This is a genomic window from Chitinophaga rhizosphaerae (assembly GCF_003958645.1).
Classification (GTDB): Bacteria; Bacteroidota; Bacteroidia; order Chitinophagales; family Chitinophagaceae; genus Chitinophaga; species Chitinophaga rhizosphaerae.
The window spans coordinates 536,507-553,467 of the sequence record NZ_RXLO01000004.1 but is presented as its reverse complement, the minus strand read 5'-3'; the positions used below and the strand labels follow the sequence as shown (position 1 = coordinate 553,467).

Sequence of the window (16,961 nt, the reverse complement as noted above, 5' to 3'; positions counted from 1 at the left end):
TAAATTTACGCAAATTTAGCACAGCGAAAGTATGATGGACTTTATACGGAAGGCGTCCCCGTTCGGACAACTGGCGATTTTATTGGGACTGATGTCTGTCTGCTTCATGGCATACGGCATCATCTTCCAGGAAGTATTCCCGGCTATCAGCGGGGGCTATACGATGTTGCAGGCGCAAGACCCCTCCATCATCAAAATCCCTTCCGTCGCCGCCGCCCTTCGCATATCGCAATTCTTTTATACGTTTACCGTGTTCCTCGTGCCCGGCGCCCTTTTCGCCCTGGCCATGGAGCGGCCGGCACAATACCTCGGCATTAACCGCGGGCTTCCATTCCTCCAACTGATCCTTTCCCTGCTCATCCTGCTTTGCTCCCTGCAGCTGGTAGGCGCGTCCGTAGAATGGAACAAGCTGGTCGGGTTTTCGCAGAAATTCGAGGAAATGGAGAAGCTGGCCGAGCGGCAGACCAAGGCCCTGCTCGTAATGCCCGATAGCTGGACGATGGTCCGGAACCTCTTCCTCATGGCCCTGTTGCCCGCCATTGGCGAAGAAGTGTTTTTCCGCGGTTGCCTGCAAACGATCGTTCAGCGGCTGGTACGCAACGGCTGGGTGGCGGTGCTGATCACCGCGATCATCTTTTCGGCCGTTCACCTGCAGTTTATTACTTTCCTGCCCCGTGTAGTGCTGGGCTTCGCGATCGGCGCGGTATTCCTCGTAACGGGGAACCTCTGGCTGGCCATTGCGGCGCATTTTCTGAACAACGGCATGCAGGTGGTATTGTTTTATCTTTACCAGAACAAACTTATCAGTAAAGACCCTTCCGCCGACGAATCAGTGCCCGTATACCTCGCCATTTTCAGCGCCCTCATCACGGGGCTCCTCATCTGGAGGCTCCAGCAACGCGCGAAACAGGCAGGGTACAACTGGAAAACGGCATTGGCGGAATCAAAAAACTAACATTATGGAAAAAGACTGGGTAAAAGTGTACGCAAGCAACATCGCCTACGAATCCGAAATTATCCGCGGCATGCTCGAAGAAAACGGGATCGAAGCCGTGATCGTTCCCCGGCAGGATTCATCTTTCGTGACCATGTTGCCGGGAATGGACGAAGTATACGTGCACGTCTCCAACGAGGCGCAGGCCAAACAGCTTATCGCAGAAAGCCGCCCCGAGCCCGGGAAAACGGAATAAACCGGGAATCGCCGGTTCACCTTAAATCAACACATGAAGACTTTCATTACGCGGACCATCACCGCCCTGTTTTTCGTGGCCATCATGCTGGGAGGCATTTTATGGTCGGGACTATCCTTTTTCGCCCTGTTTTTCATTATCAATTTCTTTGCGCTGCGGGAATATGCAAGCCTGGTTCGCCATATCGATCCCGATTACACGGAAATTTCGCCCTGGCACCGCAATGGCGTGCTGGTGGCGGGATGCGCATTGTTTATGTCCATTGCCGGAGACCGGTTCTGGTACGAAGGGTTTTCGCTGGGCGAGATCGGCTGGGTGCTGACGTTTATTTTCCTGTTGGTGATGCCGCTGGGGGAAATCCTCATGGGCAAGAACTTTTCGCTGAAAACGATCGGATATTCGCTGCTGGGGCTGTTGTACGTAACGGTCCCGTTCGGGATGCTCGTGGATATGAGCTTTACACAGGAAATTGTGCCGGGCTTCGGCCAACAGTACGTATGGCTGTACCCCCTCACCCTGATCTGCGCCATCTGGATCAATGATACCATGGCTTACATCGTAGGCTCCCTCATCGGGAAAACCCCCTTCGCCCCGGCCATTTCGCCGAAAAAGACGATCGAGGGGACGGTTGGCGGGATGATCCTCGCGGTGGCGGCGGCCGGCGTGTTCGGTCATTTCTGGGGGTATCAGTGGATGCCGTTACAACACTGGATCGCTTTCGCGGCTATCGCAGCCATCTTCGGGACCGCCGGCGATCTGCTGGAATCACGGCTCAAAAGGCTGGCCGGTGTAAAAGATTCAGGGAGCATCATGCCGGGGCACGGCGGATTCCTCGACAGGTTCGATTCCCTGCTCGTGGCCGCCCCCATCGCATGGATCTACATGCGGGTCTTCTTCTGATAAACATTTTTCTTCATACCTTCGTACCGCCTCTTTTAAAAAGGCCAGATAAAATCTACTGAATCATGACGATCCACCGTGAGGGTACCGCTACCATCGCCCTAACATTCGCCGTACTGGCGCTGCTCAACATCGCAGTGTTCTATTTCCTTTTCGATACGCCGGTACTGTGCTATACGCTGCTGGGTATTTCCATCGTGTTTTTCCTGTTCATCGTTTCCTTTTTCCGCATCCCCTCCCGCGAAATGAAATTCGACGAACGGCAGGTGATCGCCCCGGCAGACGGGAAGATCGTCGTGATCGAGGAAACCTACGAGCCGGAATATTTTAAAGACAAGCGCCTCCAGGTGTCCATCTTCATGAGCCCGGCCAACGTGCACGTGAACCGCAACCCCATCAGCGGCAGCGTGAAGCTCAGCCAGTACCATGCCGGCAAATACCTCGTGGCCTGGCACCCGAAAGCCTCTACGGAAAACGAACGCCATACCGTCGTGATCGGCAACGGCAAAACCGACATCCTCGTGCGCCAGATCGCCGGGGCCCTCGCCCGCCGCATCGTCAATTACCTGAAACCGGGCATGGACGTGAAGCAGAACACCGAAATGGGATTCATTAAATTCGGCTCCCGTGTAGACCTGTACCTGCCCGTCGGCACCAAAGTGAACGTGAACCTCGAACAGATCGTTCGCGGCGGCCAAACCGTGATCGCTGAATTAGCGGGATGATTTTAACGTTTCTTTTCAAAAGGGAAGCCGTATCTTCCAACATACAAAGACACACCGCATGAAACAATTCTTTTTGACGCTCTCCGCCGTAGCACTGCTCGCCGGCCCGGCACTCGCCCAGGAAAAACCTTCCGCGACGAAAAAGGCTCCCGCCAAAAAAAAGGAAGCCTGCCACAAGGGTAAAGATGCATCGTGCTGCCAGAAAGCGACCGCCGCCAAAGGTAAATCCTGCTGCATGCCGATGCCCTCCCGCTCGCAAGCCGCCGCCAAAGCCTCGGCCGCCAAAAAGAAAACTGCGGACAAAAGCTGACTTTTTGCAGCCATTATATTGGGAAGTCCCGGTAGCATTACGTTACCGGGATTTTTTTGTCCCTACAGAATGTTCTTCAGTTCGGAAAGATTTTTGATCGTATAAGTCGGGGAAACGCCCTGCTGTACCATGTTCGGCGCGAAATACACCTGGTCCATCCCCGCTTGCTGCGCCCCGAGGATGTCTACCTCCAGCGTATCGCCGATCATGATGCTGTCTGCCGCCGTGGTGTTCGACAATTTCATCGCAAAATCGAAAATTTCGCGGTGAGGCTTCAGCGAGCCAGCGCTCTCGGAAGTCACGATATGCGTAAAGTAATGCCCGATCCCGGAGTGCTGCAGCTTCAGTTTCTGCGTTTCCTCAAACCCGTTTGTGATCAGGTGGAGGGGGTATTGTTTATCGCGCAGGTAATCCAGTACCTCAACCGTGTCGGGGAATAGGGTGGTTTTGGTGGGGAGGATTTCCAGGAACCGTTCGCTGAGGGTTTTGCACAGCGCATCGTCGCACAGTTTAAATTCAAGGAAAGTTTGGGTGAAACGCTTGATGCGCAGCTCGTTGCGGTTGATGAAGCCTCTGCGGAAGCGGTCCCACAATTTATCATTGATGTCCGAATAGACGGCGAAAAAATTGTCGTACGACGGAATGCCTTTGCCGGCGAGGTTATGCGCGTGAAACAATTCCTGCAGGGTGGCGTTGGAGTTGGCTTCGAAATCCCAAAGGGTATGGTCCAGGTCGAAAAAAATATGTTTATATCTCATGATGGGTCCGTTCGTTGGCTAAAGTGGTGAACGGCAAAGGTACGACAAATCCATTTTTCCCTTATTTTGGCGTATTAAAAGCGTATTAACAACAAGACTTACAAGGGTATGTATGCAATCATCACAGGCGCCAGCAAAGGTATCGGGAAAGCGGTAGCGGAGAAGCTGGCGGCGGAAGGGTTTGACGTGGCGATCTGCGCCCGGGGCGCAGCGGCGCTGGAAGAAACGGCCCGCGGCATCCGGGAGCAAAGCCCCGCTGCGAAGGTGCTGGCGCTGCCGGTGGATATGGGCGACAAGCAGGCGGTGCTGGCCTTCGCCGGCGCCGTTCGACGCGAATTCGGCGAAGCGCCGGCCATCCTCGTCAACAATGCGGGCATCTTCGTGCCCGGGGCGGTGCATGAAGAGGAAGACGGTCACCTGGAAAAGATGATGGCCGTGAACCTTTACAGCGCCTATCACCTCACGCGCGCCTTCCTCCCCGCCATGAAATCGGCGAGGAAAGGCCACGTTTTCAACCTATGTTCCACGGCCAGCCACACGGCGTACCCGAACGGGGGATCGTACAGCATCACCAAATTCGCCCTGCTCGGGTTTTCGAAGAACCTGCGGGAAGAAATGAAGCCCCACGGCGTGAAAGTCACCTCCATCAGCCCCGGCCCCGTTCTGACGGCCTCCTGGGAAGGGTTCAGCGGGCCGGCAGACCGGCTCATGGAACCGGGAGACGTAGCATCCATGCTGTGGGCGGCGTATAACCTCAGCGCCCAGGCGGTGATCGAAGACATTGTGATGCGCCCCCAGCTCGGGGATCTCGGATAGCGGTGGAAGTCACCCCAAATCCTTTACTGTAGCCATTTTCAAGCTGCTTTTTTAACTTACTTTTAACTTGTCCGCGGCAAAGGCCGGTCAGGCATTGGTTAAATTTGTCATAGATGAAGTTTTATATCGCCAGATTGAGAAAGAATCTCGTTTTGCTCTTCGCCGTATTGCTGACGGCGGCAGGCGCCAGCGCCCAGGAATTCCGCTTCACCGCGCAAGTCAACACCAACGTGATAGCGCAGGATGAATATGTGCAAGTCCAGTTTACGCTCATCAACCCCACGAACCTCAGCGAATTCAAAGCGCCTGCGTTCAAGGGCTTCGAAGTGGTGCAGGGGCCTTCGCAGCAGCAGGGGATGTCTAACGACAACGGGCGTGTTACCACCTATTATGCATTTTCATACACCCTGGCCCCCACGGCGCCCGGCAACTTCACCATTCCCGGCGCCACGGCGCGGGTGGATGGCAGAACGGTGCGCAGCAATCCCGTTTCCATCGAAGTGACGAAAGCCGGAACGCCCGTGAAGCCGCAGGCGCAGCAGCCCGCCCAGCCGAATTATCCGCAGCGCCGGTATCCCGGGGAAGCACATCCCGGCGTGCTCCGCCCGGGCGACGATGTGAAGGAACAGTTGCGGAAAAACGTTTTCGTGCGGGTGGAAGTGGATAAAACGAACGTATTCGAAGGTGAACAGATCACCGCTACCTATAAACTGTATACCCGGCTGCCGACGAACTCCAGCGTAACGAAAGTGCCCGCGTTCAAAGGGTTTTCCGCCAAAGACATGGACATTCCCAATCCGCCGCGGCCAACCGAAGAAATGGTGAACGGCGTGCCTTTCAATGTGTTCGTGATCCGCAAGACGTTACTGTTCCCCCTGCAATCCGGCGAGCTGGAACTGGACCCCGCGGAAGTGGATAACCAGGTCCATTTCGTGAAAGTGGGCGGCAGCGGCCAGCGCAGGCGCGCACAAACCAACGATCCGTTCCAGGATTTATTTGCGGACGATTTCTTCTTCGAGCAACCCGAAGCCGAGATCGTTCCCTACAGGATCCAGAGCCCCGTAGTGAAAGTGCAGGTGAAACCGCTGCCGGCAGAAGGCAGACCGGCCAGTTTCAATGGCGCGGTAGGGCAATTCACCATGAACGCGTCGCTGGATAAGGAACAGCTGAGCACAGACGATGCGCTTTCGCTGAAAGTGGCCATCAGCGGGCGTGGCAACGTAAACCTGCTCAACGCTCCTCCGCTGGACATTCCCGCCGCATTCGAAAAATACGACCCCACCGTTACCGACAACATCGAAAAGAACAGCAATCCCCTCAGCGGCAGCCGCACGTTCCAGTATGCGCTCATGCCGCAGCAGAAAGGCGATTACAACCTGAAACCGGTCGAGTTTTCCTACTTCGATCCTGCGGCGAAAGCCTATAAAACCATCACATCCGCGCCGTTCAGCGTACACGTGGTGCAAGGGAAGGAAGTGAAGAAAGAGAAAGCCGATTTCGGTGGACAAACAGACCTGGCCGGCATCCGGACCAGCAGTGCGAAATGGAGCAAGCAGCGCCCGTTCTTCTTCGGGAAGCCCCTGTTCTGGGTGCTCTTCCTGCTGCCGGTACTGGCCATTGCCGGGGCGGCGTATTACCGCCGCCGCGAGCAATACAACACGAACAACGCCGCACTCCTTCGCCATCGCCACGCCAACAAAGTGGCGCTGAAGCGCCTGGAGCTGGCGGCGCGTTATCTGAAAGAAGGGAAAGACAAGGCTTTCTACGAAGAAACATCGCGCGCGTTGTGGGGCTACCTCAGCCATAAACTCCGCATCCCCATGGCCGAAATGTCGAAACAGCGGGTGGATGAAAAATTGACGAAACTCCGGCTCAGCGATGCCGCCAAAGAAAAACTCTTCGCGCTGGCAGACCGTTGCGAACGGGCGCTCTACGCACCGGGAGACTCTGTGGAACTGCGCCAGGGCGCTTACCAGGAAGCCGTTGAAGTGATCACCAATATCGAAAACGAAATCAAAGGACGGGCGTAAACCACGCCGGAAAAAACAGTTATATGCAACCATTCATTTCTTACTGCGCCCGCCTCTTCCTCATCTTCCTGCTTGTCGGAACTGCCGTCAAAGCCCAGGAACCCGCCGCTTTCAATGAAGGCAACCGGCTCTACGAACAGCAACAGTTCGCCGAAGCCGCCGCCAAATACCAGCAACTGATCGATTCCGGGTTCCAGGTGGCAGACCTGTATTTCAACGCCGGGAACGCGTACTATAAATCCAGCCAGACGGCCATGGCCGTTTACAGTTTCGAAAAAGCGCTCCGCCTTCAGCCTGGCGACGAAGCCATCGAGCACAATCTTGCCCTGGCCAACCAGAAGGTCGGCAGTAATGTGGAAACGCTTCCGCTGCTTTTCTTCGAACGCTGGTGGCTGCAATGGCAGCAGCTGCATACGCCCGCAGGATGGGCCAACTGGAGCATCGCCTGGAGCTGGATATTTTCCGCGCTCGTCATCGCTTACTTCTTCTTCCCCGTTCCGGGAAAAAAATACATCCGCTGGGCGCTCGCCGTCTCCGGCATTTTCCTCATCGGCTATTTTTCCATGGCTGCGTGGATGCACAGCCAATCCTTCAACAGCGGCGACGCCATCGTGATGAACAATTCGGTGAAAGCCAAATCCGCGCCCGACGATGGCGCGAAAGACCTGTTTGAACTGAAGGAAGGTATGAAGGTAGAAGTGCTCGACGCCACCAGCCAGTTCGGTAAAGTGCAACTGTCTGACGGCAAAACCGGCTGGGTGCCGGTGAACGAGATCAGGCGCTTATAATTTCTCGATCTTTTCCAGGAATTCCTGTTTGCGGTTGCGGGCCAGCGGCACGGTATGCCCGTCGGCCATCACGATGTCGCCACCATCGCCCTTGATGTATTTAAGCATGTGGGCCAGGTTGATGATGAAGCTGTTGTGCGTACGGAAGAATCCCTTGTTGCGCAGCGTATCGTCTACATCCCGCAGTGGCCGGCAGATCATGACCGGTTTGGGGCATTCGTGCAGAAAGATGCGGGTGTAACTTCCTTCCGATTCGCAATACAGGATATCTTTCACGGGGATCATGCGGAGCCCGTCGAACGTAGGGAGGGCCACACGCCCGAACTGCGGCATTTGCTCGTGCAGGAGGCGCAGGATCGTGTCTGCCTGCATCTGGGCGGCAGGGTGACGTTCCGTGGCTTTGTTCACGGCTTGTACCAATTCATCTTTACCGATGGGTTTGAGTAGGAAATCGAGCGCGCTGTGGCGGATGGCTTTGATGGCGTAGCGGTCGTGCGCGGTGGTGAAGATGACGGAGAACCGGCGCCAGGTGCAGTTTTCGAGGACGGAGAAGCCATCGGCACCGGGCATTTCCACGTCGAGGAACACGAGATCGGGCCGGATGCGCTCGATAGCGGCGCGCCCTTCTTCCGCCGATCCGCTGCAGGCAACGATTTCCAGTTGCGGGCAGTATCGGTTCAGTTGCATGCGCAATACCTCGCGGCAGTGCTCTTCGTCGTCTATGATGATCGTTTTCATGGAGCTGGGATATGGCCTTATGACAGGTTTAACCTGGGGTTATCAAATTTACTTAAAAATCCTTTCTTCGGCCGCCACCTCGTCGTAGGTAACGTCTGGCAGGCGGATGAGGGTATAGGTGCCGATGCGCTGGTGATGCTCGTCGTACCGGTGACCGGAGGTAATGTTGGCGTGTGTATGATACCGGTGATTGATCCAGTGGAGCCGCTCCCCTGCTACGGCGATGGCGGGCGTTTTCTGCTGATGGAGGTGAAACGCGCCATGCCGGGCGATGCCGTTGTCTTCCAGCCTGACGAACATGCCGTCGTCATTTTTCCCGATTTCGATCTGGATGTAGCCTTTCCCTTCTTCGCGCTGCAGGAGGCGGTTCCAGATGGCGTTTTGTACGTATGGCTGGATGAGGAACGGGGGGATGAGGACATTGAGGGACGGATGGCCGGGCAGCAGGCGGATGTCGTATTCGAACTGGCCGTCGAACCGCAGGGATTCCAGCTGGAGGTAGAGGTCGAGGGTTTCGAGGTCTTCTTCCAGGGAAATCCATTCGCGGCTGCTGTGTTCCAGCGTCATGCGCATGAGGCGGCTGAAGCGGGTGAGGTAGGAAGATGCCATATCGGTGCTGGAGGAAAGGATGAAGCTATGAATGGCATTGAGGCTGTTGTAGATGAAATGCGGGTTCATCTGCGTTTGGATGGTGTGAAGTTCCAGCGAGGCTTTGCCGCCCAGGAGGTGGTATTGGTCCTGCATGCGGCGGCGCATCCTTCTTTCCCGCCACCAGAACGCACCTGCTACGAGGGCGCCTGCAAGGAAGAAAAGGATAGTCAGCGATACAGCGGTACCCGGGAAAAACGATGGTTCCTGCGCGGCAACCGTTGGATAAGCATGCGATTGAACCGAGACATTAGCGGGGTTAATCATATCGAGTTCTAGTCCGCTCAAATATAATCTGCGGTCCGGCTCCGGAAAAGAGGGAAGTCATAGCTGGCGGGCGCCGCCGGAAAATCGGCGGCACAGCGGGGTTATCTGGCAAAAGGCTTTATCAGCCGTCTGTAAACTTGTACCCTACGCCGCGAACGGAGTGGAAATAGCGGGAATTGCGGCTGTCTTCCTCGAAGTATTTTCGGAAATTCAGGATGAAGTTATCGATCGTCCGGGTGGTAGGATATACGTTGTACCCCCAAACCACCTGGAGTATTTTTTCGCGGGTAACCACTTCGCCCTTGTTCTCGATGAGGAGCTTCAGCAACATGGTTTCCTTTTTGGACAGTTCGTGGTGCTTTCCGTCTTTGCCCACACATTCCTGCGCGGCGAAATCGATCATATTATTGCCGAAACGGTACACATTGGGCACGCTGTCCTTATCCTGGATCTTTTTGTTCTTGACGATGAGCTTTTCTACCCGGAGGAGGAGTTCCTCGAGGTTGAAAGGCTTGGTCATATAGTCGTCTCCCCCTTTCTTGAGGCCCAGCACGCGGTCGGCGCTACTGTTTTTGGCGCTGAGGAAAAGGATGGGCACTTCGTTGTTCTGGATCCGGATGTTCTCGCAAACCGCCAGGCCGTCCATTTCGGGCAGCATGATGTCGAGTATGATGAGGTCGAAATACTCATTCTTGACGGCTTTGAGGGCGCTGGTGCCGTTATCTACCGCCGTAACCTCATAACCTTCCAGCTCCAGGTTGAGTTTTAATGCCTCCTGCAGGTTCTCTTCGTCTTCTACCAACAAAATTGATGCTTTCGTCGCTTCCTTCATAAATGCATTGGGTGAAATGGTGAACGGTAAATTGCTTTTCCGGTTATTGCCTATAAAATTACGCTTAACTGGTTAATTTTATACAGGTTGGAGGGAATAATCCTGCCATTTGATCTCAAAACACGTGCCTTTCGGCAAGTTGTCACGCACGGAGATGGTTCCGCCATGCTGTTCCACGATCTTCCGGGTGAGGTAGAGGCCCAGTCCGGAGCCCTTCGACTTCCGGGTATTCTCGTTCCCGATGCGGTAAAACTTCATGAAAATCTTGCTTCTCTCTTCCTGCGGGATGCCGTTCCCTTCGTCGCAAACCCGCATCAACAGGTCGTTTTGTTCTATTTTCAGGCTCACTTCGATCCTGGTCCCCTTCGGCGCATACTTCACCGCATTTTCCACGAGGTTGTTCAGCATCAGCGTGATCATAAATTTATCCGCCTCCATCCCGATCCCCGGCTCGATGTCTGCCAGTATGTCGTGACTTTGTATCCGGTCGCGCAGCTCCTGCAGTGCATTGCCCAGCTCCTGGCTCAGGTCCAGCGGCTCGAAGAAGGGCTGGGAGTTCTGGTGTTCGAACTGCGACGCCAGCAGGATGTTGTTGCAGAGCTGGTCGAGCCGGTTCGTTTCCCGGATGGTGGCGTCGAGCAGTTTCTTCTCTTTTTCTTCGTCGAGCTTATGTTTACGGAGCGTTTCGAGGTTGAGTTTGGCGATGGCGATGGGGCTTTTCAGTTCGTGGGTGACCGCCATCATGAAATTCTGTTGTTGCTGTTGCAGGCGCATCTGTTTCCACACGGCGCGGTATACGATGGAAGCGCCGGCGAGAATGATGATGAGGAAAATGGTGCCTTCGCCGATGTACTTGAGGGTGCGCATGCGTTGTTCGTGATGATGGCGCTGCATCTCCCGCATGAATTCTGACGGTTCGTGCAACAGGTGGACCCGGTGCGTCAGTTCCAGCTGTTCGTAATACGCGATCTCCTTCGATTGCTGGTGCAACAGGATGCCCCACCAGAAAAGCTGGACCACGGTATAAGCCAGTACGAAAATGTAAATGGCGGTGACCGTCTTTTTGCCCGGAAGGGCTGCTGTGGTCGACTGTTTCTTCATGCCTTAATTACGCGGAGCGGCTTTTTCCACGCGGAGGCCAACGCTGAGCATGTCGGGCAGCGGGTCCTGTCGCATGTTCTGCTCGAAAGTGAAACGATACGTGCCGGCCCTGGGGAGGATGGCGTTCTGCTGGATGGGGATGCGGTGCTCGAAGATATCGTCGAGGCCGCTGCCCAGCCATTTGCCGTAGCTGTCTGCCAAAGGCAGTTCCACTCTCCGGGATTGCGGCAGGCTGTCGCCCGGCAATTGGGTGCTGACGATCAGCCAGATGTTGTTGTACGGGTAAGCGTCTTTGTGGCGGACGTTCACGTACAGGTTGTAATAGTACGCCGTGTCTTCATTGCCGAGCGTTACTTCGTATGCTGGTTTGAAGGACTTGTCCCAGCTGGATTGCGGGATGTCCCTGTTTTTTTCAAAGGTATCCAGCCTCGGGGGCTTGCAGGCGAAGGCGAGCAGGCCGAAGGCGAGGCAGGCGAAGCGAGATATCGTCTTTACGGTCATATGCGGTATTAGAGTACGTTGAGCACCTGCTCTTTGGCTTTCTCCAGTTCGTCTTTCATCATCACGACCCATTGCTGGATGCCGGCGTCGTTGGCTTTGGAGCCGGTGGTGTTGATCTCGCGGCCGATTTCCTGGAGCACGAATCCGAGTTTTTTGCCTTTGGCGGATTCTGCTTCGCCCAGGATGTCTTTGAAGTAGCGGCAATGGTTCTGGAGGCGAACGAGCTCTTCGGAGATATCGAGTTTCTCCAAATAGAAAATGAGTTCCTGTTCCATGCGGTTGCCGTCTACGTTTTCTTTGCCTACATATTCGGCGAGGAGGGTTTCGAGGCGGGTGCGCACTTTGTCTTTCCGGAGCGGGTCCAGTTCGCGGACTTTCTCGGTATACAGGAGGATATTATCGATACGGAGCAGCAGGTCTTTTTCGAGCATCTGGCCTTCGTCTACGCGGTGGGCGTCCATTTCTGCGACGGCTTTGCGGACGATGGCGGCTACTTCGTTCCATTCATTTTCGGAGATCTGTTCGCTGGCGGGAGACACTACTTCCGGGAGTTTCATGAGCACGTTGAGCATGTCTTCCTGGGGGATGGCGAGGTCGCGCGCCATGCCGGAGATGGCTTCGTAATAATACCGCGCCAGTTCGGTGTTGATGACTACGGGGCGGGTGGCGCCGTTTTGTTTGATGTTGATCGTGGCGTCGAGGGTGCCGCGCTGCAACTCCTGCTGGAGGATGTTACGGATGTCGAATTCGTAGGGTTTCAGTAAGGGAGAAAGTTTGAGGTTCACTTCGAACTGCTTTCCATTGAGCGATTTGATTTCGGCCACAATGGTTGTTTCTCCCCGGGTTACTTCCGCACGGCCGAAGCCGGTCATGGATTTCAGCATATTATCTGTTTAATGTGACAAACCTAGTCAATTATTGTCATATTTCGGCCGGAGGCCCAACGTGTTAGCGGAAGAGTGCGGCTTCGATCTCTTTTTTGCCCAACATGACCATATCGCCGGGCTGCATGTTTTTGACGTTGATACGGCCGATGCGGTAACGGATGAGCCTCAACGTGGGGAAACCCACGGCCGCGGTCATTTTCCTTACCTGCCGGTTCTTGCCTTCGCTGAGCACGAGCCGAATCCAGGGTGCGGGGATGTGCTGCCGGAAACGGATGGGCGGGTTGCGGTCGGGAACTTCCGGCGGAGCGGTGAACAACGATGCCTTCGCGGGTTTTGTGCGGAAGGGTTTCCCATCCACCGTGATCGTCACCCCCGCTTCCAGTTGGCGGACCGCTTCCGGCGTGATCGCCCCGTCTACCTGCACCCAATACTCCCGTTCATGCGCCTGCGAGGGATGGAGCAAACGTTGGTTGAGGGATTTGTCGTTCGTGAGGATCAGCAACCCTTCGCTGTCATAATCGAGCCGCCCTACCGGGTACACATCTTTGGGCACGTCGAAGTAGTCGGACAAAACGGCTTTGTCGCCTTCTTTCCCGAAACGGGTCAATACCTGGAACGGCTTGTAAACGGCAAAATAGGAAAGGCTCACGCGCACTGCTTTGGTTAAGGGCCTGTAAATTAGTAATTTTGCCGCATCCTTAGCGATTTTATGGCATATGACATGTTAAGCGAACCATCTCCCTGCCCGTACTGCGGCAAATACCTGGGCGAAATCTTTTCCGCCGCCACGCCTGAACATGTGGAAGAGATCTCCAACGCCAAAACCTGCAAGATCTACCGTAAAGGACAAGACATATTCCAGGAAGGCGGGCATCCTTACGGCATCTATTTCGTGAATTCGGGGAAAGTGAAGTTGTCGCACAGCGGCGACGAAGGTCGCGAGCAGATCGTACGGCTCGTGAAGCCGGGCGACCTCATCGGGTATAAGGCGCTCATTAGCAATGCACCATATACGGCTACGGCTACCGTGCTGGAAGACAGTGCGGTTTGTTTCATCCCGCGGGAAGTATTTCTCGGCCTGTTGCAGAAAGATCCCACGCTAGCGTTGCGCATGATGCAGATACTTTCGAGCGAGTTGCGGAGAGCGGAGCAAAAGATCACGCACCTGGCGCAGAAACCTGTTCGGGAGCGCCTCGCCGAAACATTGCTTACGCTGAAGGAAACGTACGGGCTGGAAGACGACGGGCAAACCATCAACGTGACGCTGTCGAGGGAAGAGATCGCCAACCTCGTGGGTACCGCTACGGAATCGGCCATTCGTCTCCTCTCCGAATTCAGAAAAGAGAATGTGATCGACCTCGCCGGTAAAAAAATCCGCATTCTCCGCCTGCAGCAACTCATCAAAATGGCGAATCTCCAGGATTGATTCCCTTACATCCCGAAGTTTTGACCGCAAAAGGCATTTAAAAGCCGAAAATGAACGGAAACCGGTTTTGCCGGCCAACTGCCCACCCCCGTCCGAAACACGAAATTTAACGCCCCGCAAACCGGTGCATGTGGATGCAAGTAAGTTGAAGTGATCGATGTAACGCTGTGTTGGAAAGGGTTTCAGGAGGAATTAAAAAAGTCTGACTGCGAGAACAATCAGACTTTCTTAGTATGTGAATGGGTTAGTAAGTACAGGGAAATAAATTTCCCTACACAATATTAAAAAGAATTTCATCACAAAAGAAAAATTTTACAAGAAATTTTATTCACAAGCAAAAAAAAATTGTGGATAACGCCCCCTAACTTTGCTTCGATTTAACGATGTACATATGAAGTTTGACACACCGATACCGGTTACGGAAATAGCAGCGCTCACCGGCGCCACGCTGAAAGGCAACGAAACGCTGATGGCTACGGGCATCAACGAGATACATAAAGTTACTCCGGGCGACATCTCGTTCGTAGACTTCGAGAAGTATTACAGCGCCTGTCTCAACTCGGCGGCCACCATTATCATCATCAACAAGGATGTGGACGTTCCTCCCGGCAAAGCGATCCTCGTAACCGACGATCCGTTTTCCGCGTACGTTGGCCTCGTAAAACGCTTCCGCCCCTTCGTTCCGCAAACACAGGCCGTAAGCGATAGCGCGGTGATCGGTGAAGGGACCGTTCTCTCTCCCGGCGTAGTGGTTGGCCACCATGTCTCCATCGGCCGCAACTGCATCATCCACCCCAACGTTACCATTTACGAACATACCGAGATCGGCGACAACGTCATCATCCATTCCGGCACCGTGATCGGGGCGGATGCGTTCTACTTCAAGAAACGGGCAACGCGCGAAGTGATGTGGGACAAACTCGTGAGCTGCGGGCGCGTCATCATCGAAAACGACGTGGAGATCGGGGCGCTTTGCACCGTAGACAAAGGCGTGAGTGGCGATACGATCATCGGGCAAGGCACCAAGTTCGATAACATGGTCCACATCGGCCACGGCACCATCATCGGCCGCAACTGCCTCTTCGCCGCCCAGGTAGGCGTAGGTGGCAAAGCCATTATCGAAGACAACGTCATCCTCTGGGGACAGGTTGGTGTGAACAAAGACCTCACCATCGGGAAGGGAGCCGTCGTTTTCGCCGGCAGCGGTGTGAAAGATTCCATCGAAGGCGGGAAAAACTACTTCGGTTCGCCGGTAGAAGAAGCACGCACCAAAATGAAAGAGCTCGCCTGGATCAAACGCATTCCCGAAATGTGGAACAAACTCAAAGGTTAATTTCCAAGTCATGATAAAATCCCTCACCGGGTTCGCCGCGACCTGCCTTTTCCTGGTTGGCTGCGGTGTTACAAAACCTGCTTCCCCGACAGGCCTCTATAACGCAGCCAACGAACTTGCCGTGAAAACCGACGACGGATGGTTTTCCGCCAAAACGATCTCCATCGGCGACTACGCCACTTCATCGCGCACCAACGGCATCCCTTCCGGCGCGCCGGCCAGGCAATGGAAAAACGTTTCCGACGCTTTCTATTTCACGGTGAAGAACGGCGGTTCGCAATTGCCGGTGCAGGTACTGAGCACACCGCGGATCACTTTCTCCGCGCGCACTTTTCCCGGGTGGTTCCCGAACATGGGCGGCGACGCCCCGCTTTGGTACGTTCATGTGGGCGCTACCGCGGCAGACCCGCTTAAAAGCTGGGAACTGATCGTGAAAAGGAACATCGCGTTCCTGGAGCTGAACGATAATAAAGTGACCGGCATCCTCCGCTCCCCTACCGATGAACTGAAAGTGACGGCGCACAACCGTTACGGCGCGGTGAACAGTGCAGACAAAATCTGTTATGAATTCCAGTGGAAAGGGATCGCCGTGGCGGCGGTGCTGACCGGGAAAGATCAGCGCGTCTGGCTGCAGAAGGAGCTCGATCCCGCGCTGCGCGAAACGCTGGCGGCAGTGATGCTCGGCATGCTGTTCAGGCCACAGTAATGCGGCGTCAGGAAGGGTTGGACTGTTTTTCCCGGAGGTAGGCGAGCGAGATATGCGCAATGGTATCTGCCAGGGGGCGGAACCGGAAACCGGGGAGCGCTTCCAGTATCTTATTGTTGTCGTAGTAGACTTTCAGTTGTGCGGTGCGGGCGGTTTCGCGGGTGAGCAGCGGCCGTTTGCCGGTGATCATGCCGCGGATTTTTTCCACTCGCCACACGAGCGCCGCCATCCAGGGTTTGGTGGCGATGTGCGGGGGCTTTTTACCGAGGTGGCGGGCCATTTCGGTGAAGAGTTGCCGGTACGGCCAGTTTTCTCCGTTGAGAATGAAGCGTTGCCCGGAAATATCACTGTCCATCAATCTTACCATCGCTTCCACTACATCTTCCACATCCACGAATCCGTTCACGCCTTCGGTGTAATACGGGAACTCTTTCCACGCGTTTTTCAACAGCATCCCCGACCCATCGTGCCAGAAACCGCTGCCGAGAATGATGGAGGGGTTAACGATCACGGCGTCGAGCCCTTCGGCGATGCCGCGCCAGATTTCCATCTCGCTGAGATGTTTGCTGACGGCGTAATGGCTGTTGTTGGCGCTTTCTTCCCACTGCGCATCTTCCGACAACTGCTGGTTTTGCCTTGCGCGGCCCAGCGATGCCACCGAGCTTACATGCACGAGCTTGCGAACGCCGGCGTCGATGGCCATGTTCACGACGTTGGCGGTGCCTTCGATGTTGATCTTCATCATGGCGTTTCGCTTATCGGGCTGGAAGGAAACTACCGCGGCGCAGTGATACACTTCGGTGATGCCGGCGAACGCGTCTTCGAGGGCGCAAACGTCGAGCACATCGGCCCGGAACCATTCTACTTCAGCGGCGATGTCTTGCACCTGGTCGGGTATGCGGCTGCGATAGAGGGCGCGCACCGGTTTCCCGGCCTTCACCAGCGCCCGCAGCAGATAACTTCCCAGAAAACCCGTTCCGCCTGTGACAAGGATCATGTAGAATG

Annotated in this window: 20 protein-coding genes; 11 read left to right on the top strand and 9 right to left on the bottom strand. The window is 55.1% G+C overall.

From position 1 onward, the window contains the following. The first annotated feature begins 31 nt into the window (after positions 1-31). The 5 genes from EJ361_RS12885 to EJ361_RS12865 all read left to right on the top strand — a co-directional run bounded on the left by EJ361_RS12885 (position 32) and on the right by EJ361_RS12865 (position 3,125). A complete protein-coding gene (locus EJ361_RS12885) occupies positions 32-955 on the top strand; it encodes a CPBP family intramembrane glutamic endopeptidase (RefSeq protein WP_126246025.1) in 924 nt (307 codons plus the stop codon). Positions 956-959: 4 nt separating this feature from the next. Next, positions 960-1,190, top strand: a complete 231-nt coding sequence (locus tag EJ361_RS12880; RefSeq protein WP_126246024.1) for a putative signal transducing protein — start codon at positions 960-962, stop codon at positions 1,188-1,190. Positions 1,191-1,223: 33 nt separating this feature from the next. Further along, positions 1,224-2,090, top strand: coding sequence for a phosphatidate cytidylyltransferase (locus EJ361_RS12875; protein ID WP_126246023.1), 867 nt, complete (start codon positions 1,224-1,226; stop codon positions 2,088-2,090). 65 nt (positions 2,091-2,155) lie between these two features. Continuing rightward, positions 2,156-2,815 carry a phosphatidylserine decarboxylase family protein gene (locus tag EJ361_RS12870; RefSeq protein ID WP_126246022.1) on the top strand — a complete coding sequence of 220 codons (660 nt, stop codon included), beginning with the start codon at positions 2,156-2,158 and terminating at the stop codon, positions 2,813-2,815. Positions 2,816-2,873: 58 nt separating this feature from the next. Further along, positions 2,874-3,125 carry a hypothetical protein gene (locus EJ361_RS12865; protein ID WP_126246021.1) on the top strand — a complete coding sequence of 84 codons (252 nt, stop codon included), beginning with the start codon at positions 2,874-2,876 and terminating at the stop codon, positions 3,123-3,125. A 62-nt stretch (positions 3,126-3,187) separates the two neighbouring features. Here the strand turns inward: EJ361_RS12865 and EJ361_RS12860 are convergent, their stop codons facing one another. After that, complete coding sequence (locus EJ361_RS12860; RefSeq protein ID WP_126246020.1) at positions 3,188-3,883, bottom strand: YjjG family noncanonical pyrimidine nucleotidase; 696 nt, start codon at positions 3,881-3,883, stop codon at positions 3,188-3,190. A gap of 108 nt (positions 3,884-3,991) precedes the next feature. On the opposite strand from EJ361_RS12860, the gene EJ361_RS12855 reads away from it, so the two are divergent. The 3 genes from EJ361_RS12855 to EJ361_RS12845 all read left to right on the top strand — a co-directional run bounded on the left by EJ361_RS12855 (position 3,992) and on the right by EJ361_RS12845 (position 7,517). Continuing rightward, positions 3,992-4,699 (top strand): SDR family oxidoreductase, encoded by a 708-nt coding sequence (locus tag EJ361_RS12855; protein WP_126246019.1) that lies wholly within the window; start codon positions 3,992-3,994, stop codon positions 4,697-4,699. Between the two features lie 113 nt (positions 4,700-4,812). After that, on the top strand, positions 4,813-6,729 hold the full coding sequence (locus EJ361_RS12850; protein WP_126246018.1) for a BatD family protein: 1,917 nt from the start codon (positions 4,813-4,815) through the stop codon (positions 6,727-6,729). A gap of 23 nt (positions 6,730-6,752) precedes the next feature. After that, positions 6,753-7,517, top strand: a complete 765-nt coding sequence (locus EJ361_RS12845) for a tetratricopeptide repeat protein (protein WP_126246017.1) — start codon at positions 6,753-6,755, stop codon at positions 7,515-7,517. Here the strand turns inward: EJ361_RS12845 and EJ361_RS12840 are convergent. From EJ361_RS12840 to EJ361_RS12810, 7 genes are all read right to left on the bottom strand, one after another. Continuing rightward, positions 7,512-8,255 (bottom strand): LytR/AlgR family response regulator transcription factor, encoded by a 744-nt coding sequence (locus EJ361_RS12840; protein ID WP_126246016.1) that lies wholly within the window; start codon positions 8,253-8,255, stop codon positions 7,512-7,514. The genes EJ361_RS12845 and EJ361_RS12840 overlap by 6 nt on opposite strands. A 48-nt stretch (positions 8,256-8,303) precedes the next feature. Beyond that, on the bottom strand, positions 8,304-9,170 hold the full coding sequence (locus tag EJ361_RS12835) for a histidine kinase (RefSeq protein WP_126246015.1): 867 nt from the start codon (positions 9,168-9,170) through the stop codon (positions 8,304-8,306). Between the two features lie 121 nt (positions 9,171-9,291). Next, the gene (locus EJ361_RS12830; RefSeq protein WP_109695708.1) at positions 9,292-10,002 is read right to left on the bottom strand and encodes a response regulator transcription factor; all 711 of its coding nucleotides are present in this window, start codon (positions 10,000-10,002) and stop codon (positions 9,292-9,294) included. Between the two features lie 78 nt (positions 10,003-10,080). Beyond that, positions 10,081-11,103 carry a sensor histidine kinase gene (locus EJ361_RS12825; RefSeq protein WP_126246014.1) on the bottom strand — a complete coding sequence of 341 codons (1,023 nt, stop codon included), beginning with the start codon at positions 11,101-11,103 and terminating at the stop codon, positions 10,081-10,083. Between the two features lie 3 nt (positions 11,104-11,106). After that, positions 11,107-11,604: a gliding motility lipoprotein GldH gene (locus EJ361_RS12820; RefSeq protein ID WP_164714209.1), complete on the bottom strand. Its 498-nt coding sequence runs from the start codon at positions 11,602-11,604 to the stop codon at positions 11,107-11,109. An 8-nt stretch (positions 11,605-11,612) separates the two neighbouring features. Beyond that, the gene (locus EJ361_RS12815; RefSeq protein WP_126246012.1) at positions 11,613-12,488 is read right to left on the bottom strand and encodes a YicC/YloC family endoribonuclease; all 876 of its coding nucleotides are present in this window, start codon (positions 12,486-12,488) and stop codon (positions 11,613-11,615) included. Between the two features lie 64 nt (positions 12,489-12,552). After that, positions 12,553-13,140: a pseudouridine synthase gene (locus EJ361_RS12810; protein WP_126246011.1), complete on the bottom strand. Its 588-nt coding sequence runs from the start codon at positions 13,138-13,140 to the stop codon at positions 12,553-12,555. A gap of 72 nt (positions 13,141-13,212) precedes the next feature. Between EJ361_RS12810 and EJ361_RS12805 the strand changes: the two genes are divergently transcribed. From EJ361_RS12805 to EJ361_RS12795, 3 genes are all read left to right on the top strand, one after another. Then, complete coding sequence (locus EJ361_RS12805) at positions 13,213-13,917, top strand: Crp/Fnr family transcriptional regulator (protein ID WP_126246010.1); 705 nt, start codon at positions 13,213-13,215, stop codon at positions 13,915-13,917. A gap of 391 nt (positions 13,918-14,308) precedes the next feature. After that, on the top strand, positions 14,309-15,250 hold the full coding sequence (locus EJ361_RS12800; RefSeq protein ID WP_126246009.1) for a UDP-3-O-(3-hydroxymyristoyl)glucosamine N-acyltransferase: 942 nt from the start codon (positions 14,309-14,311) through the stop codon (positions 15,248-15,250). A 10-nt stretch (positions 15,251-15,260) separates the two neighbouring features. Continuing rightward, the gene (locus EJ361_RS12795) at positions 15,261-15,956 is read left to right on the top strand and encodes a hypothetical protein (RefSeq protein WP_126246008.1); all 696 of its coding nucleotides are present in this window, start codon (positions 15,261-15,263) and stop codon (positions 15,954-15,956) included. 7 nt (positions 15,957-15,963) lie between these two features. On the opposite strand, the gene EJ361_RS12790 is transcribed toward EJ361_RS12795, so the two are convergent. Then, positions 15,964-16,953, bottom strand: a complete 990-nt coding sequence (locus EJ361_RS12790; protein WP_126246007.1) for an NAD-dependent epimerase/dehydratase family protein — start codon at positions 16,951-16,953, stop codon at positions 15,964-15,966. Positions 16,954-16,961: the final 8 nt, after the last annotated feature.

Excerpts from the sequence above, each read along its gene's own strand:
- EJ361_RS12850 (WP_126246018.1), top strand. The coding sequence starts at position 4,813 with ATGAAGTTTTATATCGCCAGATTGAGAAAGAATCTCGTTTTGCTCTTC.
- EJ361_RS12790 (WP_126246007.1), bottom strand. The coding sequence starts at position 16,953 with ATGATCCTTGTCACAGGCGGAACGGGTTTTCTGGGAAGTTATCTGCTG.
- EJ361_RS12820 (WP_164714209.1), bottom strand. The coding sequence starts at position 11,604 with ATGACCGTAAAGACGATATCTCGCTTCGCCTGCCTCGCCTTCGGCCTG.
- EJ361_RS12865 (WP_126246021.1), top strand. The coding sequence starts at position 2,874 with ATGAAACAATTCTTTTTGACGCTCTCCGCCGTAGCACTGCTCGCCGGC.
- EJ361_RS12860 (WP_126246020.1), bottom strand. The coding sequence starts at position 3,883 with ATGAGATATAAACATATTTTTTTCGACCTGGACCATACCCTTTGGGAT.
- EJ361_RS12835 (WP_126246015.1), bottom strand. The coding sequence starts at position 9,170 with ATGATTAACCCCGCTAATGTCTCGGTTCAATCGCATGCTTATCCAACG.
- EJ361_RS12870 (WP_126246022.1), top strand. The coding sequence starts at position 2,156 with ATGACGATCCACCGTGAGGGTACCGCTACCATCGCCCTAACATTCGCC.
- EJ361_RS12875 (WP_126246023.1), top strand. The coding sequence starts at position 1,224 with ATGAAGACTTTCATTACGCGGACCATCACCGCCCTGTTTTTCGTGGCC.
- EJ361_RS12800 (WP_126246009.1), top strand. The coding sequence starts at position 14,309 with ATGAAGTTTGACACACCGATACCGGTTACGGAAATAGCAGCGCTCACC.
- EJ361_RS12845 (WP_126246017.1), top strand. The coding sequence starts at position 6,753 with ATGCAACCATTCATTTCTTACTGCGCCCGCCTCTTCCTCATCTTCCTG.
- EJ361_RS12815 (WP_126246012.1), bottom strand. The coding sequence starts at position 12,488 with ATGCTGAAATCCATGACCGGCTTCGGCCGTGCGGAAGTAACCCGGGGA.
- EJ361_RS12805 (WP_126246010.1), top strand. The coding sequence starts at position 13,213 with ATGTTAAGCGAACCATCTCCCTGCCCGTACTGCGGCAAATACCTGGGC.
- EJ361_RS12795 (WP_126246008.1), top strand. The coding sequence starts at position 15,261 with ATGATAAAATCCCTCACCGGGTTCGCCGCGACCTGCCTTTTCCTGGTT.
- EJ361_RS12855 (WP_126246019.1), top strand. The coding sequence starts at position 3,992 with ATGTATGCAATCATCACAGGCGCCAGCAAAGGTATCGGGAAAGCGGTA.
- EJ361_RS12880 (WP_126246024.1), top strand. The coding sequence starts at position 960 with ATGGAAAAAGACTGGGTAAAAGTGTACGCAAGCAACATCGCCTACGAA.
- EJ361_RS12825 (WP_126246014.1), bottom strand. The coding sequence starts at position 11,103 with ATGAAGAAACAGTCGACCACAGCAGCCCTTCCGGGCAAAAAGACGGTC.
- EJ361_RS12830 (WP_109695708.1), bottom strand. The coding sequence starts at position 10,002 with ATGAAGGAAGCGACGAAAGCATCAATTTTGTTGGTAGAAGACGAAGAG.
- EJ361_RS12840 (WP_126246016.1), bottom strand. The coding sequence starts at position 8,255 with ATGAAAACGATCATCATAGACGACGAAGAGCACTGCCGCGAGGTATTG.
- EJ361_RS12885 (WP_126246025.1), top strand. The coding sequence starts at position 32 with ATGATGGACTTTATACGGAAGGCGTCCCCGTTCGGACAACTGGCGATT.